The organism is Kitasatospora sp. NPDC096204 (assembly GCF_044763205.1).
Taxonomy (GTDB): domain Bacteria; phylum Actinomycetota; class Actinomycetes; order Streptomycetales; family Streptomycetaceae; genus Kitasatospora.
This window is the reverse complement of sequence record NZ_JBIWFT010000015.1, coordinates 63,432-78,216: the sequence shown is the minus strand read 5'-3', so window position 1 is coordinate 78,216 and position 14,785 is coordinate 63,432. Positions and strand designations below refer to the sequence as shown.

Genomic DNA, 14,785 nt, shown 5'->3' with positions numbered 1-14,785 from the left:
CGGCACCTACAGACGAGTGGTGTCGACGTCCAGGTCGAACGGCGCCGGGAGGTGAACGGGCGTGCCGAAGGGATGCGGGCCGCTCTCGGCGGCGTAACCGAGGCGGGTCGGCTCGCTGTACAGGGTGCAGCTGCGGTTCTGCCGGTCGACGAGGAGGTAGAGCGGGGCGCCGTACTGGCCGTAGCGGCGACGCTTGACGACGCGGTCGGTCTCCGCGTTCGACGGCGAACCGACCTCGACGACCAGGAGGGTCTGATCGGGCAGCAGCGCGCCCTCGGTCTTCAGGGCGAGTTCGGCCGGTACGACGGCGAGATCGGGGATGTACCAGTTCTCGCTGCCGGGCAGGTCGAGCTTGCCGGAGCCGGACACCAGGTCGAGCTGGTCCATTCGGGGTCCGAGCTGGCGGCGGACGATCTCGGCGGCGGACTCGTGCGCCCATGACGGCGACGTGGGGGTGATGACTCCCTCGATGATCTCGGTGCGGTCGCCCGCGATGTGCCGGATCGCGTACTTCAGGGCCCGCTCGGGGTCGCTGACGGTGCTGTAGTCACCGGGGACCTGGGATGCCGTACTCACAGCGCGTCTCCTTCCGACATGTCATTCTCCCCCGGCTCGTGGGGCCGCCTCGCCCACCGACCGGTATCGGACGCGCACTGACCGTTCATATCCGCGGCAGCACCCTTGTGCAGCGCATTCTGCCTCCCCGCCCGGGAGCGGGCGGGGAGGCAGGAGAGCGGCGGCCGGGGGCGTCAGGGGGAGGCTTCCGCCGGGGTCGGGGCGGGGGCGGGGCGGCGGGAGGAGAGGACGATCACGGCGAGGCTGGCGAGGGCGAGGGCCGTGACCGCGGTGAGCATCACGGTGTAGGAGGCCACCGAGGAGAGCGCCGCGAGTACGGCGGGCAGCAGGAAGCCCGAGTAGCAGAGCGCGTAGTAGACGCCGGTGATGCCGGCCAGGTCGTCCGGGGTGACGATGCGCTGGATCTCCAGCAGTCCGGAGACCACCCCGATGCCGTACGCGGCGCCGAGCAGGACCGCGCCGCCCAGGCCGAGCAGCGGGGAGCGGACCGCCGCGTCGCCGGCGCAGACGGCCATGCCGCAGGCCATCAGCACCATGGAGACGATGACGCCGCGCGCCGAGGAGAGCGAGTCCAGGCGCTTGGCGAAGGGCTGGACGAGGGCGCCGGTGCCGAGGGTGAGGACGGTCAGCAGGGTCGCGTAGGCCAGCGACCAGTCGCCGAGCCGGTCGCCGACCAGCTGCGGGGTCACCGCGTACGCGACGCCGGCCGAGCCGAACACCCACGGGGCCATCGGCAGCACGACCCGGACGAAGCGCCGGTGCCCGGCCGCCGGGACCCTGAGGTCCGCCCAGAGGCTGCGGACGGCCGCCGAGCGGGCCCGGGTCTCGACGGCCCTCGGGAGCAGGAACAGCGCGGGCAGGGTGACCAGCAGATGGGCGAGGTACGGGGTGACCATCGGCCAGGGGCCCCACTGGGCGAGCGCTCCGGCCGCCCCGGCGCCGAGGCCGAAGCCGAGGGTCAGGGCGAGGGAGGCGCGGCGGGCTCCGGCGCCCGGGTCGGCGGCCGGGTCGTGCGGGGCCTGGGAGAGCTCCTTGACCCAGCTGGTGCCGACGGCCATCGCGATGCCGACGGCTATGCCGGTGAGGAACCGCCCCGCGTAGATGGGGAGTTCACCGGCGGTGCCGCCGCACAGCACCGCGCTGGCGGCGAGCGAGACGGCCACCGCGCCGATCATCAGCGGGCGGCGCCCGTAGCGGTCCGAGGCCGCGCCGCCGACCAGCAGCCCGGGGACCAGTCCGAGGACGTACGCCCCCAGGAAGGCGTCCACGGTGACCTCCGAGTAGCCGCCGAGGTGGCGGTACATCAGCAGCAGCGGGGTGAACTGGTTGCCGCCCCACCCGCAGCAGAGCATGGCCAGGGCGGCGAGCAGCCACGGCCGCCCCCGGCCGGACGGTGCGACGGGACCGGCGGACGGCGGCCGGGTGGTGCTCATGGTGGTGCTGCTCCTTGTCGGATGGTCGGTCCCGGCGGTCCGTCGGGGGCGTGCGCGGTCGTCGGCGCGCGGTGGGTGTGCGCGCACGGTCGCCGGCGCGCGGTGAAGGGGGGTCAGCGGTCGGTGACCGCCCGGTGGGCGTCCAGGTGGGCGCGCAGGGCGGCGGTGAAGCCCTCGGCGTCACGGGCCGCGATCCGCTCGACGAGCACGGTGTGCTCCTCGACCAGCGAGGCCAGCCGCTCCGCCTGCCGTTCCGGCCGCACCTGGAGCAGCTGGACGGCCATCCGGCGCTGGCGGTCGCGCAGCGTCCCGTAGAACCGCTCGGCGAGCTCGTTGCCGGAGGCCGTCACGATGCCCCGATGGAAGGCCTCGTCGGCGTCGGCGAAGGCGCCGAGGTCGGCCCGGCGGGCCGGTCCGCGCTGCTGGTCGATCAGTTCGGACAGCTGCCGGACCAGTGCCTCGAGGCCGTCGGGGCGGCGGGTGATCCGGCGCACGGCCGTGCTCTCCAGCGCCTCGCGCAGTTCCAGCACGTCCTCGGCCTCGCCGGGGCCGACCGGCACCACGACGGCTCCGCGCTTGGGGAAGAGCTGGAGCAGCCCCTCGGCCTGCAGCCGCAGGAAGGCCTCCCGGACGGGGGTGCGGCTGAGCGAGGCGCGCTCGGCGATCTCGCCCTCGCTGATCAGCGTGCCGCCTGGCAGGCCGCCGCCGAGGATGAGGTCCTTGGTCAGTTCGTAGGCGCGGTCCGCGGCCGGGACCCGGGCGGGGGGCGGGGTGTCGGCCATGGAGCACACCGTAGCACCATAGATGCAAGCTTAGATGCAACAGCCGGGGAGGGTCCTCCGCCGGAGCCCGAGCAACGGTTTCGGTACTGCTCAGGGCCCGAAGAATGCGCTTTCCCATCCCCTTCCGCTGGGCCGAGGATGGGCGGGGCCACCAGCCTGCCGGGAGGAAGCCTTGTCCCCCATGTCGCCCGTGTCCCCTGTGCCGCCGGCCCTGCCGACCGTCGACCGGACCCTGCCGCCCGTCGATCCGGGCCTGCTGCCGCTCACCGCCGAGTTCCGTCCCGAGGGCCTGGCCGTCGGCGGCGTGCTCCTCGCCGAGGCGGCCCGCCGGTACGGCACGCCGCTGTTCGTCTACGACGAGGAGCATCTGCGCCGCCGCTGCCGCGAGGCGGTGGCCGCCTTCGGCCGGGACAACGTCGCCTACGCCTCCAAGGCCTTCCTCTGCACCGCGATGGCCCGCCTCGCCGCCGAGGAGGGGCTGCTGCTGGACGTCGCCTCCGGCGGCGAGCTGCGCACCGCGCTGTACGCCGGGGTCGCCCCGGAGCGGATCGTGCTGCACGGCAACAACAAGGACGAGGCCGAGCTGCGCGCCGCGCTGACCGTCGGCCTGCGCCACATCGTGGTGGACAGCTTCGACGAGCTGGACCGGATCGAGCGGCTGCACCGCGAGGATGGCCTGCCCCCGGCCCGGATCCAGCTGCGGGTGGCGCCCGGGGTCGCGGCCGGCGCCCACCAGGCCATCCAGACCGGCGGCCACGACTCCAAGTTCGGCTTCGGCCTGGCCGACGGCGCCGCCGCGGCCGCGGTGCGCCGGGCCGAGGCCTCCGCCGCGGTACGGCTGGAGGGCGTGCACGCCCACGTCGGCTCGCAGGTGCTCGACCCGGCCGAACTGGCCGACGGCGCCGCCGCGGTGGCCCGGTTCGCGGTGGAGCACGGCCTGCGCCGGCTGACCGTCGGCGGCGGCCTGGGCGTGGCCTACCTGAGCGGGCAGAGCGCCCCCTCCTTCGCCGTCTGGGCCGAACGGGTCCGCGCGGCGGTGCGCGGCGCCGGCTGGAGCGGCGAGGTCGGCGTCGAGCCCGGCCGCTCGATCGCCGCCCGGGCCGGGCTGACCCTGTACCGGGTCGGCACCGTCAAGCGGATCGAGGGCGTGCGCACCTACGTCAGCGTGGACGGCGGGATGAGCGACAACCTGCGCCCCGCGCTGTACGGCGCCCGCTACGAGGCCTTCCTGCCCCGCTGCCCCCAGGCGCCCCGCCCGGCCCGCGCCCGGCTGGTCGGCAAGCACTGCGAGAGCGGCGACGTGATCATCGACGACGCCGCGCTCCCCGCCGACCTGCGGGTCGGCGACCTGCTGGCCACCCCGGTGACCGGCGCCTACGGCTACGCCATGGCGTCCAACTACAACAAGCTGCCGCGGCCCGCCGTGGTCTTCGTCCGCGACGGCGAGGCCCGCCTGGTGGTGCGCCGGGAGACCGAGCACGACCTGCTCCGGCTGGACGTGGCCGCCGCCGACGGCACCCGGGAGCCGGTGGCCGCGCAGCCCGCGTACACCGCACGACGCAGGCCTTAACCTGGGCCGATGCTGAACAGCGCCCGACTGCACGTCCTCCTGGAGATCGCCCGCCGGGGCACCATCGTGGCCGCGGCGCAGGCGCTGCACCTGAGCCCGTCCGCCATCTCGCACCAGCTCGCCCGCCTGGAGCAGGAGCTGGGTGTCGCGCTGGTGGAACGGGCTCCGCAGTCCCTGCGCCTGACGCCGGCCGGGGTCCGGCTGGCCGAGCACGCGCAGGCGATCGCCGATCTGATGGCCGTCGCCCAGGACGACCTGCGGGCGCACGCCCAGGCCGCGGCCGGTGTGCTGCGGATCGGCTTCTTCGCCTCCGCCGGGCTGGACCTGCTGCCCCGGGCGATGGCCGCGTTCGCCGCCGGGCACCCCCAGGTGGAGCTGGAGCTCATCATGGGCCAGCCGCACGAGCTGGTCCCGGACCTGGAGGCCGGCCGGCTGGACGCGGCCGTCGTCTTCGAGCACCCGCTGGACCCGTGGTGCCGCCAGGCGACGGTGGACGTGCGGATGTACTTCGAGGAGCCGCAGCTGGTCGTGGTGCCGCTGCGGCACCGGCTCGGACGGCGCTCGGTGGTGCGGCTGGCCGAGCTGGAGGGCGAGAGCTGGATCGGCACCCACGGCGGCAGCACCGGCGAGCCGGTGCTCGAACGCGCCTGCGCGGCCGAGGGGTTCCGCCCCCGGGTGCGCTGCCGCAGCGACCACTACCAGGTGACCATCAACCTCGCGCGGGCCGGCATGGGCGTGGCGCTGATCCCGGCGCTCGGCCTGGCCGACAGCGCCGGGGTGCACGTGTGCCGGCTGGACCACCCCCAGCTGCACCGCCGGATCGGGGTGGCCACCCGGGCCACCAACCGCAACCCGGTGCTGCGCGACTTCCTCGCCGAACTCGGCGCCGCCGCCGGGGAGATCAGGTCCCTGCTCGACATGCGGTGGGCCTGATCCCCCGGCCGGTTCAGCCGGCTCAGCTGGCTCAGCCGGTTCAGCCGGCTCAGGCCGGCCGCTGGGCCCAGGCCGCGAGGGCGCGGCCGACGTCCCGGATGGCGTGCACGGCGGCCCGTTCGGTGCTGGGCCCGAGCGTCACGTCCCAGTGCGCGACGACCGCGTAGGCCACCCGGCGGGCGCCCACGACGACGCCCGCGTCGGCCCGCACCCCGGTGTCCGTACCGGTCTTGTTGGCGACCAGCAGGCGGCCGGGCAGCGGCTCGGGGAAGCCGGGGGCGTACGGGTCGTGGTCGATCAGCGCGGGCACCAGGCCGTGGTCGGTGTTGGCCCGCATCCAGCCGAGCAGCCGGGCCGAGGCCGCCGGCGTGGCCATGGTGCCCTGGACGGCGAGGGCCACCAGGCGGGCCAGGTCGCGGGCGGTGCCGGTGGCGAAGACGGGCGGGACGTCCGGCCCGCGCTCGTCGCGCACCCGGTCGTGCAGGGTGAGCCGCTCCAGCCCGAGCTCGCGCGCCAGCCGGGCGGTGGCCGGCAGCCCGACCAGCCGCAGCAGCGCGTTGGTGGCGGTGTTGTCGCTGACCGCGGCGGTCAGCCAGGCCAGGTCCTCCACCGTCCAGCCGGGCCGGCTCAGCCGGCCGAGCAGGCCGGTGCCGCCGGTGACGTCCTCGGGGAGGATCGCCACCGGCTGCCCGGCCGTCAGCTCCCCGGTGTCCAGCCGCCGGGCGACCTCGGCGAGCAGCAGCAGCTTGGAGGAGCTGGCGACGGGCAGCACGACGGTGTCGTCCACCCCGACCGCGCCGACCGCGCCGACCGCGCCGCCGTCGGCACCGTCGGCCGCGCCGTCGGCGTCCACGTCCACGGCCGCCACCGCGAGGGTCAGCGGGAGCGCCGCCGAGCTGCGCGCGGCGGCCGCCACCTGGGCGAGGCTCATCGGACCCGCACCACCTCTCCGGCCCGGCTCGCGGTCGCCCGGCCGCCGCGCACCGCGACCCGCCCGGCCACCACCACGGTCTCCACTCCCACCGGCGGCAGCAGCGGCCGCTCGAAGGTCGCGCCGTCGAGGACGGCCGCCGGGTCCAGCACCACCAGGTCCGCGATCGCACCGTCCCGGACCACCCCGCGCCCGGCCAGCCGGAAGCGCTCGGCGGGCAGGCCGGTCATCTTGTGCACCGCGAGCTCCAGCGGCAGCAGCCCCTGCTCGCGCCCGTAGTGGCCGAGCACCCGGGCGAAGCTGCCCGCCCAACGGGGGTGCGGGCGGCCGGGTTTGGGCACGCCGTCGGAGCCGATCATCGACAGCGGGCTGGCCAGCACCCGGCGGACGTCGTCCTCGCGCATCGAGTGGCTGATGATGGTCACCTCGCCCTGCGCCTCCAGCAGCAGGTCGCAGACGTACTCCACCGGGTCGGCGCCGCGCTCGGCGGCCAGGTCGGTGATCCGGCGGCCCTCGGCCGTACGGCGGGCGGGTGCGGCGGCCACCGAGATCAGGTCCCAGCCGCCGTTGCCGACGGTGTTCTCCCAGCCCTCGACGCCGTTCGCGATGTCCGTCCGGATCCGGTCCCGCACCTCCTTGCTGCGCAGCCGCTCCAGCAGCGCGGCCGGCCCGCCCTCGCTGGTCCACGGCGGCAGCATCGCGTGCAGCACGGTGCTGCCGGCGGTGTACGGGTAGACGTCGCAGAGCACGTCCACGCCCTCGGCGCGGGCCTGCTCCAGGCGCGGCAGGGTGCGCAGGGTGGCGCCCCAGGCGTGCCGCCCCGCGGTCTTGTGGTGGGAGACCTGGAGCGGGGCGCCGGAGCGCACCGCGATCTCCAGCGCCTCCTCCAGGGCCTTCTCCACCTGGGACATCTCGTCGCGCAGGTGCGTGACGTACGGCTTGCCGTGCCGGGCGGCGACCTTCGCCAGGGCGACGATCTCCTCGGTGTCCGCGTAGACGCCGGGCGGGTAGATCAGGCCGGTGGAGAGCCCGGCCGCTCCCTGGCCCAGCGCCCGGTCGAGCAGATCGCACATGGCGGCCAGCTCCTCGGCCGTGGGCGGGCGGTCCTCGAAGCCCATCACCCCGGCGCGCAGCGTGCCGTGACCGACCAGCGAGGCGATGTGGTTGCGGCGCAGTTCGGGCCGCTGGCCGGCGGCGAAGGCGTCGAAGTCCTCGGCGGGCAGCACCGGACCGAGGCCGAAGGAGACCCGCAGGTGTCCGGCCAGTTCGGGCAGCCGCTCGGGCAGCGCGGGGAACAGGCTGATCCCGCAGTTGCCGCTGATCTCGGTGGTGACGCCCTGGAGCAGCGGGGCGAGCCGCAGCTCGTCCAGGGCGTCGCCGTCGGTGTGGGTGCCGCCGCCGAAGGGGGCGGCGAGCGCGTCCGAGTGGGTGTGGACGTCGATGAAACCGGGGGTGACGACCCGTCCGGTGACGTCCAGGGTCTCGGCCGCGGTCACCGCGGTGCCGGGCGGCAGTACGGTGACCCGGCCGTCCGTGACGGCGAGGTCGGCCGGGCGGGCGGGCGCCCCGGTGCCGTCCACCAGGGTGCCGCCGCGCAGCAGCAGGTCGACCGGGGTCGTGGTCACGTCCGCTCCCATCTGTGCCATCGCTCCCATCAGAGCACCGTCGAGAGGAAGGCCCGGGTGCGGTCGTGCCGCGGGGCGGTGAACACCTCGGCCGGGCTGCCGGCCTCCACGACGGCGCCCTGGTCCATGAAGACGACCCGGTCGGCGACCTCGCGGGCGAAGCCCATCTCGTGGGTGACGACGATCATCGTCATGCCGCTGCGGGCGAGGTCGCGCATCACCCCGAGCACCTCGCCGACCAGCTCCGGGTCGAGCGCGGAGGTGGGTTCGTCGAAGAGCATCAGGGTCGGCTCCATGGCCAGCGCCCGGGCGATCGCCACCCGCTGCTGCTGGCCGCCGGAGAGCTGGGCCGGGTAGTGGTCGGCGCGGTCGGCCAGGCCGACCCGGGCGAGCAGTTCGCGGGCCTGCCGCTCGGCCTCCGCGCGCGGGCGGCCCTTGACCGCGACCGGGCCCTCCATCACGTTCTGCAGCGCGGTGCGGTGCGGGAAGAGGTGGAAGCGCTGGAACACCATGCCGATCCGCTCGCGCTGGTGGCGGATGTCGCGCGGGCGGCGCTCGCGCAGTCTGCTGCCGGAGGCGCCGTGCGGCTCGTAGCCGACCGGCTCGCCGTCCACCTCGATCCGCCCGGCGTCGATCTTCTCCAGGTGGTTGAAGCAGCGCAGCAGGGTGGACTTGCCGGAGCCGGAGGGGCCGATCACGCAGAGCACCTCCCCCGACCTGACCTCCAGGTCGATGCCGCGCAGCACCTCCAGGTCCCCGAAGTGCTTGCGCACCTTCCGGGCCGACAGGACCACCTCGGCGGCCGGCTTCTCCAGGTCCGCACTCATCATCACTTGCCCTCCCCCTTCTTGACGCTCTTGCGTGCTCGGCCGCGCCCGGGGCGCAGGTTGGCCAGCACCCGGCGGTGCAGCGCCGGCGGGGCCCCGGCCGGGTTGAACTTCCGTTCCACGGCGTGCTGGGCGACACTCGCGATGGTGGTGAGCACCAGGTACCAGATGGACGCGACGATCAGCAGCGCGATCACCTCGAAGTTGGCGAGGTAGAGGTGCTGGGAGACGGTCATCAGGTCGGCGCCGGCGATGACGGAGACCAGCGAGGTGGTCTTCAGCATCGAGATGAACTGGTTGCCGAACGGCGGGATGATCACCCGCATCGCCTGCGGCAGCACCACCCGGGTGAGGATCTGCCGGTTGGACATGCCCAGCGAGGCGCCGGCCTCGCGCTGCCCGGGGTCGACGCTCTGGATGCCGGCCCGGACGATCTCGGACATGTAGGCGCCCTCGTTGATCGACAGGCCGAGCAGCGCCGCCACGAAGCCGGTGATCAGGGTGTTGGACTGCCAGCTGACCAGCTTGGGCCCGTCGAACGGGATGCCGATGCTGATCTCCGGGAAGAGCAGTGCCAGGTTGAACCAGAAGATCAGCTGGACCAGCAGCGGGGTGCCGCGGAAGAACCAGGTGTACGCGCCGGCGGTGGTCCGCAGCACCGGGCTGTCGGACAGCTGCATCACGGCGACCACCACGCCGATGACGATGCCCACCACCTGGGAGATCAGGGTGAGTTGGACCGTCACCCAGAGCCCTTCCAGGATCACGCCGTCGAACTGGTACCTGGCGACGATGTCCCAGTGCAGGTTGGGGTTGACGATGACGGTCCAGGCCAGCCAGACGGCGACGAAGGCGGCCGCCAGGACGGCGAACCAGCGGGCCGGGCGGGGCCGGCCGGTCACCTCGAAGGCGAGGTCGTCGTCGGCGGCGCCCGAGGTCGTCGCGGGGCCGGTGGGCGTCGCGGGGCCGGTGGGCGTCGCGGGGCCGGTGGGCGTCGCGGGGTCTCTCATGTCGGTGCTCATCTCGTCGGTCCCGCCGTTCTCACTGCGCCGCGTTGACGGTGGCGCGCTCCACCGCGCTGCCGCCGACCTGGTAGGTGTCCAGCACCTTGCGGTACTCGCCGCTCTCGATCAGCTCCTGGAGCGCCTTCTGCACCGCGTCGCGCAGCCCGGAGTCCTTCTTCGCCACCGCGATGCCCCAGGGCGCCGTCCCGTACTGGTCCGGAAGCACCTCGTAGGAGCCGCTGTTCTGCACGAACATCTGCGCCACCGGGTAGTCCACGATCGTGGCCACGGCCCGCTCGCTGTCCAGCTGGAGCAGCCCGGTCGGGGCGTCCTCGCTCTGCGAGATCGCCATCTTGGCGGCGCACTTGGCGTTCTGCTGCTCGCCGATCTCCAGGTTGGAGCTGCCCTTGGCGAGGACCACCTTCCTGCCGCAGAGGTCCTCGATGGACTTGATGCCCTCGGGGTTGCCCTTCTTCGTCATGATCACGCCGCCGGTGCGGAAGTAGTCGACGAAGTCGACGGCCTGGCGGCGCTGCGCGCTGTCCGTCATGGAGGACATCACCAGGTCGTAGCGGCCGGCCTGGAGGCCGGGGATCAGGCCGTCGAAGGAGGAGTTGGCGAGCTCCAGCTTCAGGCCGAGCCGCCCGGCGACGGCGGCGGCGAGGTCCGGGTCGACGCCGGTCAGCTCGGTCGTCCCGGGCTTGTACATCTCCATCGGCGGGTAGCCGACGGAGGTGGCCACTCTGAGCACGCCGCTCTGCTTGTTCTTCGCCGGGAGCAGCTCGGCGGCGCTCTTCCCGGAGTTCTGCGCGGCCTGCGCCGCGCCGGCGGCCGGGGAGCCGCCCGGGTCGGAGCGCCCGCAGGCGGTGGCGGCCAGGACGACCAGGGACAGTGCGGCCAGACAGCGCAGGGAACGGGGGCGGTTCATCGGCTACTCCCTCGGGCGGTGACGGTGCGCCGATGCTGGCAGCCGGGTCCGGGTGAACGGAAGATGATGAAGCTATTGCTGGCTCACCAACGATTTTTGTACGGCTGATCGCCCTGTCCGGCGGTCTTCCGGCGGTCTTCCGGTGGCCGTCCCGTCCGATGGCCGTCCCGTCCGGCGGCCGAACGGTGGCGACGGCTCAGCCGGTGAGCCAGGGGGCCTCGGGCAGCTTGGCGTCGGCCTGCCGTCCGGTGAACTCGACGGTGGTCGGGGTGCCCAGCCCCGGCATCCGCATCGTCACCCGGCGCAGCCCGCCGTCGCCGTCCACCCAGTACGTCAGCGGCGAGCGGGCGCCGTCGGGCGCGGAGCCCTGGGCGCGCGGGCCGGCGAAGCGGTCGTGGTCCCGGCCGTCGATCCGGTCCCGGCCCAGCCAGCGGGCACCGGACTGGGCGAGCAGCAGCGGGTTGTCGGGGCGGTCCGCGCCGAGTTGGACGAGCAGGTTCAGTCCGGCGTCCAGCGGGTCCGCCGTGTAGGTGCGCGGTGACCAGCCCTGGCGCGGGATGTGCTCGGCCTGCTGCCAGGCGGGGGCGTCGGTGCCGGGACCGCCGGTGCTGCCAGGACTGCCCGTAGTGCCGCTGCCGGCCTGATCGGGCGCCAGTCCGAGGCCGCCGGTGTCCCAGACGATCAGGCCGTGGTCCATCGGTCCGCTCGCGCCGGTGGTCCGGTAACGGCCCACCCCCCGGTGGGTGCGGTAGTCGACGACCCCGTCGACCCGGATGCTCACGCCCCCGCCCTCGTCGGCCGTGAGCGTCACCGCCACCGGGCTCGCCTGGTAGAGGTTCAGGCGCGACAGGGCGAGCCGGCCCGCCTCGTCGGTGGTCACCGGGCGTTCGACGGCCTCGTCGGAGACCGTCCGGTAGACGGCCACGCCGCCCGCCGCCGCGCCGCACACCACGATCGCGATCACGGCCTTGAGCCAGCCGGCCCGGCCCCGACGGGGCGCTCGGCCCTCGGCCTTCGTCTTGCGGGGCATGCGGCCCGCTCCCTCTCCTCGGTCGGACACGACAGTCGGGCGGGTCCGGGGGACCCAACGGTCCCACGAACCCGCCCGATTCGGGCCCGGTGGAGGTCTCCCCCCACCGGGCCCGCTCACTGCGAAACCGCTAGCCGCGCTGGGCGGCCTTGCGCCTGCGGACCACCAGCACCATGGCGGTGCCGAGGGCGATCAGCGCCGCCGCGCTGGTCAGCGCGATCGGCATCCCCTCACCCGCACCGGTGTTGGGCAGGTGCCCGGGTGCGGGGGGCTGCGGTGCGGGCGGCACCGGAGCCGCCGACGTCGGCGCCGGGGTCGGCGTCTCGGTCGGGGTCGGGGTGGGCGTCGGCGTGGGGATCAGCTTGTTGACGGCCGTCACCTCCACGCCGGCGTCCAGGTTCGCCGAGGTCAGCTTCAGCGGACCGAAGACGGTGACCTCCGGCGCGGCGTAGCCGTCCGGCGGGCTGAGCTCCTGCCAGTAGTACGTCCCCGGCACGCCGGTGCCCTGGCAGATGCCGTCGGCCCCGGTCGTGCAGGCCTCGCCGACCTTGGTGTCGGGCTTGTCGCCGGTCGGCTGGAGCCCGTCGGTCCCGTTGGTCTCGTGCCACAGCTGGAACTTGGCACCCGCCAGCGGCTTGCCGTCCTGGTCGTGCTTGACCAGGCGCAGCGCACCCTCCTGCAGGCGGAAGCCGAAGTCGTAGGTGTGGTCGTTCTCGCCGGGGCCGCCGGTGGTCAGCGCCCGCTCCGGGAACTTGCCGTCCTTCGGGACGATGCCCTTGGAGTCGACGAAGTGGTTGTCACCGACGTCGTGATCGGTCGGCACCCACTGGAAGAGGGGGCCGTCCTTGGCGTAGTCCGCCGGGTTGTCCAGCTTGATCGTGTACTTGGTCCTCGGCTTGAGGCCTCCGTCGACGTTGCCGTCGTCGAAGTAGTACTCGCCGCGCTTGGTCGTCTTGGTGGTGCCGACGAGCTTCCCCGCCTCGTCGTACAGGTGCACGGTGGCACCCGGTACCGGCTTCTGGCCCGGCAGCTGGAGGCCGCTGCGCTCGGGGTCGTACCAGACCCGGTTGCCGATCTGGAGCGGCGCCTGGTCGCAGAGCACCTCCAGGTCGCCCATCGCGGCGCCCTTGCCGAACGGCGGGGAGCCAGGGGCCGTGTTGAGCCGGACGCCGCCGTCCGCCTTGCCGGTGCGCTTCTGGAAGGCGCTGCCGTAGCCGTAGGCCTGGCTGTCGCTGTCGTAGCCCGAGGTCACGATGGAGTCCTCGACCTTGGACAGCGCCATCCCGGCGTTGGCGGGGTTGTTGTGGCCGATCCGGGCGTTGTCGAAGAACCGCTGGCCCCGGGCCGTGGAACCGCAGCCCAGGTTGGTGTCCAGCACGTACGTGCCGTTCGCCGGGCAGGCCTTGAGGAGGTCACCGCCGGGCAGGACCTTGGCCATCGCGGCGCCCGTCGGGCTGGCCGCCGACTGGTCGCCGAAGCGGTCCCGGAAGGCGAGCAGCATCGAGCCGTCCGTCTCGAACGTGATCTCGGCGACCGCCGGCTCGGGATTGGCCATGTAGTTGTCCCCGCAGGCCTGCCCGTTCTGGCTGGTCGGGAACGTGTCCTGCCACGGGAACCAGCCGGTGCCCGGGCACGGCCCGCCGACGGTGGTGCCGCGCGGGTAGTCGAGCGGCTGGTTCAGCACCGCCGACTTGAACGCGCCGGTGGCCAGGTCGAACGGCAGCACCACGGCCCGCAGGTCCGAGGCCTTCTGGGTGGACTCGCCCGAGCAGACGCCGCCGAGGAAGCCGACGCCGTCCTGGATGCCGAGGCCGTACGGACGCCAGTCCCCCGCCGCCGGGCAGCCCGGGTCCGGGATGGCGTAGGAGGCCTTGGGCGCGGCCGCCGTCGCGGCGGTGGCGTCGTAGCGGTAGAGCTTGCGGTCGTGCAGGTTGACGACGAAGAGGTCCTTGCCGTCGTCGGTGATCTTGATGCCGCCCAGGCTCTCCTTGCCCACCGGGGCCAGGAAGCCGTCGTCGTTGCCCGGGGTGTGCGGGGTGGTGCCCGCGTCCGGGACGGTGGCGAACAGCGTGGTGTTCTTCTTGTCCCAGTCGGTGACGTAGATCCCGCCGGGGCCGCCGGGGCCGTAGCTGGTGGTCCGCTTGGCCTGGGCCGCGGAGAACACCCTGCGGTCGGCCCTGTTCCAGGCGATGCCGTAGAGGTTCCCGGTCTGCCCGGCCGTGGCCACGTCGGTCAGGGTGAAGCCCTTGCCGGCCGTTCCGCGGGACTCGTACGGGAAGGACACCAGCGTGTGCTGGTTGTCCCCGTCCGCGGGCGGGTTCTGACAGGTCGACACCAGCGGCGCGTTCTTCTGGCAGTAGTCACCCGGGCTCCACAGCCCCGTGGTGAGTTCCACCGTCTTGCCGCCGGAGAGGTCGACGAACTCCTCGTTGGAGCTCAGCTTGTTGGGGGCGCCGTCCAGACCCTCGCGCGAGGCGAAGGCCGGGTAGAGCACGCCCGGCTTCGGATTCGCCACCTGGACCCGGTACTTGCCACCGGTGAGCTTGCTGGTGGCGGGCGCCAGCGTCACCGTGCCGTCGGCCGCCGTGGTGCCCTCGACGGCCACCCCGGCGTCGTCGGTGAGCGTCACCTTCACGCCCGCCATGGTCGATTCCAGCCCGGGGGTCCACACCCCGTCGGTGTCGACGGCCCGGATCACCCGGACCTTCACGGTGCCGTCGCCAGCCGCCGGGAAGGCCGAGGGGGCCGCCGCCAACGAGCCGGCGCCGATCACCACGGCCAGGGCCGCCGCGCCGGCCACGGTACGGCCGAGCCCGCCCTGCCGCCGGTCCGGGCCGCGCGCGACACCGGCCGTTCGTTCAGTAGTCGTCGTCATCCCTGCTCTCATCGTCAAGTTGGGCCTTCCGCCCGACCTCGTGAGGGAGTTCGTGAGCGGCGAAAAACCGCCATCGTTAACGGGAGCTTAAAGGGCCTTCACACAAGTTCGCCGGAAAACAAGGAACTTTGACGACCCGTCAGGCGTTTCGGGGCCGTCACGGCCCCCGCCCCCCACTCCCGCCATCGGGCAACCTACCAGCGACGACCGGTCCGACGCGTCCCCACCCCCGTCAACGATCGCGGCCACCGGCCGTCGAGCGTCGAACACA

General features: G+C 73.8%; 12 protein-coding genes. 2 read left to right on the top strand and 10 right to left on the bottom strand.

Annotated elements, in window-relative coordinates; genetic code table 11:
- Positions 1-6 precede the first annotated feature (6 nt).
- From ACIQ87_RS18410 to ACIQ87_RS18400, 3 genes are all read right to left on the bottom strand, one after another.
- Entirely contained in the window at positions 7-576 is a 570-nt protein-coding gene (locus ACIQ87_RS18410) for a Uma2 family endonuclease (protein WP_402407526.1), read from the bottom strand.
- 173 nt (positions 577-749) lie between these two features.
- Complete coding sequence (locus ACIQ87_RS18405; protein ID WP_402407524.1) at positions 750-2,009, bottom strand: MFS transporter; 1,260 nt, start codon at positions 2,007-2,009, stop codon at positions 750-752.
- 113 nt (positions 2,010-2,122) lie between these two features.
- On the bottom strand, positions 2,123-2,791 hold the full coding sequence (locus ACIQ87_RS18400; RefSeq protein ID WP_402407521.1) for a GntR family transcriptional regulator: 669 nt from the start codon (positions 2,789-2,791) through the stop codon (positions 2,123-2,125).
- 190 nt (positions 2,792-2,981) lie between these two features.
- Here ACIQ87_RS18400 and lysA point away from each other — a divergent pair, with 190 nt between their 5' ends.
- Positions 2,982-4,361, top strand: a complete 1,380-nt coding sequence (gene lysA / locus ACIQ87_RS18395; RefSeq protein WP_402407519.1) for a diaminopimelate decarboxylase — start codon at positions 2,982-2,984, stop codon at positions 4,359-4,361.
- Positions 4,362-4,370: 9 nt separating this feature from the next.
- Positions 4,371-5,294 (top strand): LysR family transcriptional regulator, encoded by a 924-nt coding sequence (locus ACIQ87_RS18390; protein ID WP_402407516.1) that lies wholly within the window; start codon positions 4,371-4,373, stop codon positions 5,292-5,294.
- 49 nt (positions 5,295-5,343) lie between these two features.
- Here the strand turns inward: ACIQ87_RS18390 and ACIQ87_RS18385 are convergent, their stop codons facing one another.
- From ACIQ87_RS18385 to ACIQ87_RS18355, 7 genes are all read right to left on the bottom strand, one after another.
- Positions 5,344-6,225 carry a serine hydrolase gene (locus tag ACIQ87_RS18385; RefSeq protein WP_402407514.1) on the bottom strand — a complete coding sequence of 294 codons (882 nt, stop codon included), beginning with the start codon at positions 6,223-6,225 and terminating at the stop codon, positions 5,344-5,346.
- On the bottom strand, positions 6,222-7,871 hold the full coding sequence (locus ACIQ87_RS18380) for an amidohydrolase family protein (RefSeq protein ID WP_402407511.1): 1,650 nt from the start codon (positions 7,869-7,871) through the stop codon (positions 6,222-6,224). Before ACIQ87_RS18380 ends, ACIQ87_RS18385 begins: the two co-directional genes overlap by 4 nt.
- Before the next feature lie 8 nt (positions 7,872-7,879).
- Positions 7,880-8,677 (bottom strand): amino acid ABC transporter ATP-binding protein, encoded by a 798-nt coding sequence (locus tag ACIQ87_RS18375; RefSeq protein WP_402407847.1) that lies wholly within the window; start codon positions 8,675-8,677, stop codon positions 7,880-7,882.
- Between the two features lie 2 nt (positions 8,678-8,679).
- The gene (locus ACIQ87_RS18370; RefSeq protein ID WP_402407509.1) at positions 8,680-9,687 is read right to left on the bottom strand and encodes an ABC transporter permease subunit; all 1,008 of its coding nucleotides are present in this window, start codon (positions 9,685-9,687) and stop codon (positions 8,680-8,682) included.
- A gap of 31 nt (positions 9,688-9,718) precedes the next feature.
- Positions 9,719-10,609 (bottom strand): ABC transporter substrate-binding protein, encoded by an 891-nt coding sequence (locus tag ACIQ87_RS18365; RefSeq protein WP_402407506.1) that lies wholly within the window; start codon positions 10,607-10,609, stop codon positions 9,719-9,721.
- Positions 10,610-10,805: 196 nt separating this feature from the next.
- On the bottom strand, positions 10,806-11,639 hold the full coding sequence (locus tag ACIQ87_RS18360) for a hypothetical protein (RefSeq protein ID WP_402407503.1): 834 nt from the start codon (positions 11,637-11,639) through the stop codon (positions 10,806-10,808).
- Between the two features lie 130 nt (positions 11,640-11,769).
- A complete protein-coding gene (locus tag ACIQ87_RS18355; protein WP_402407500.1) occupies positions 11,770-14,514 on the bottom strand; it encodes an SdrD B-like domain-containing protein in 2,745 nt (914 codons plus the stop codon).
- Positions 14,515-14,785 lie beyond the last annotated feature (271 nt).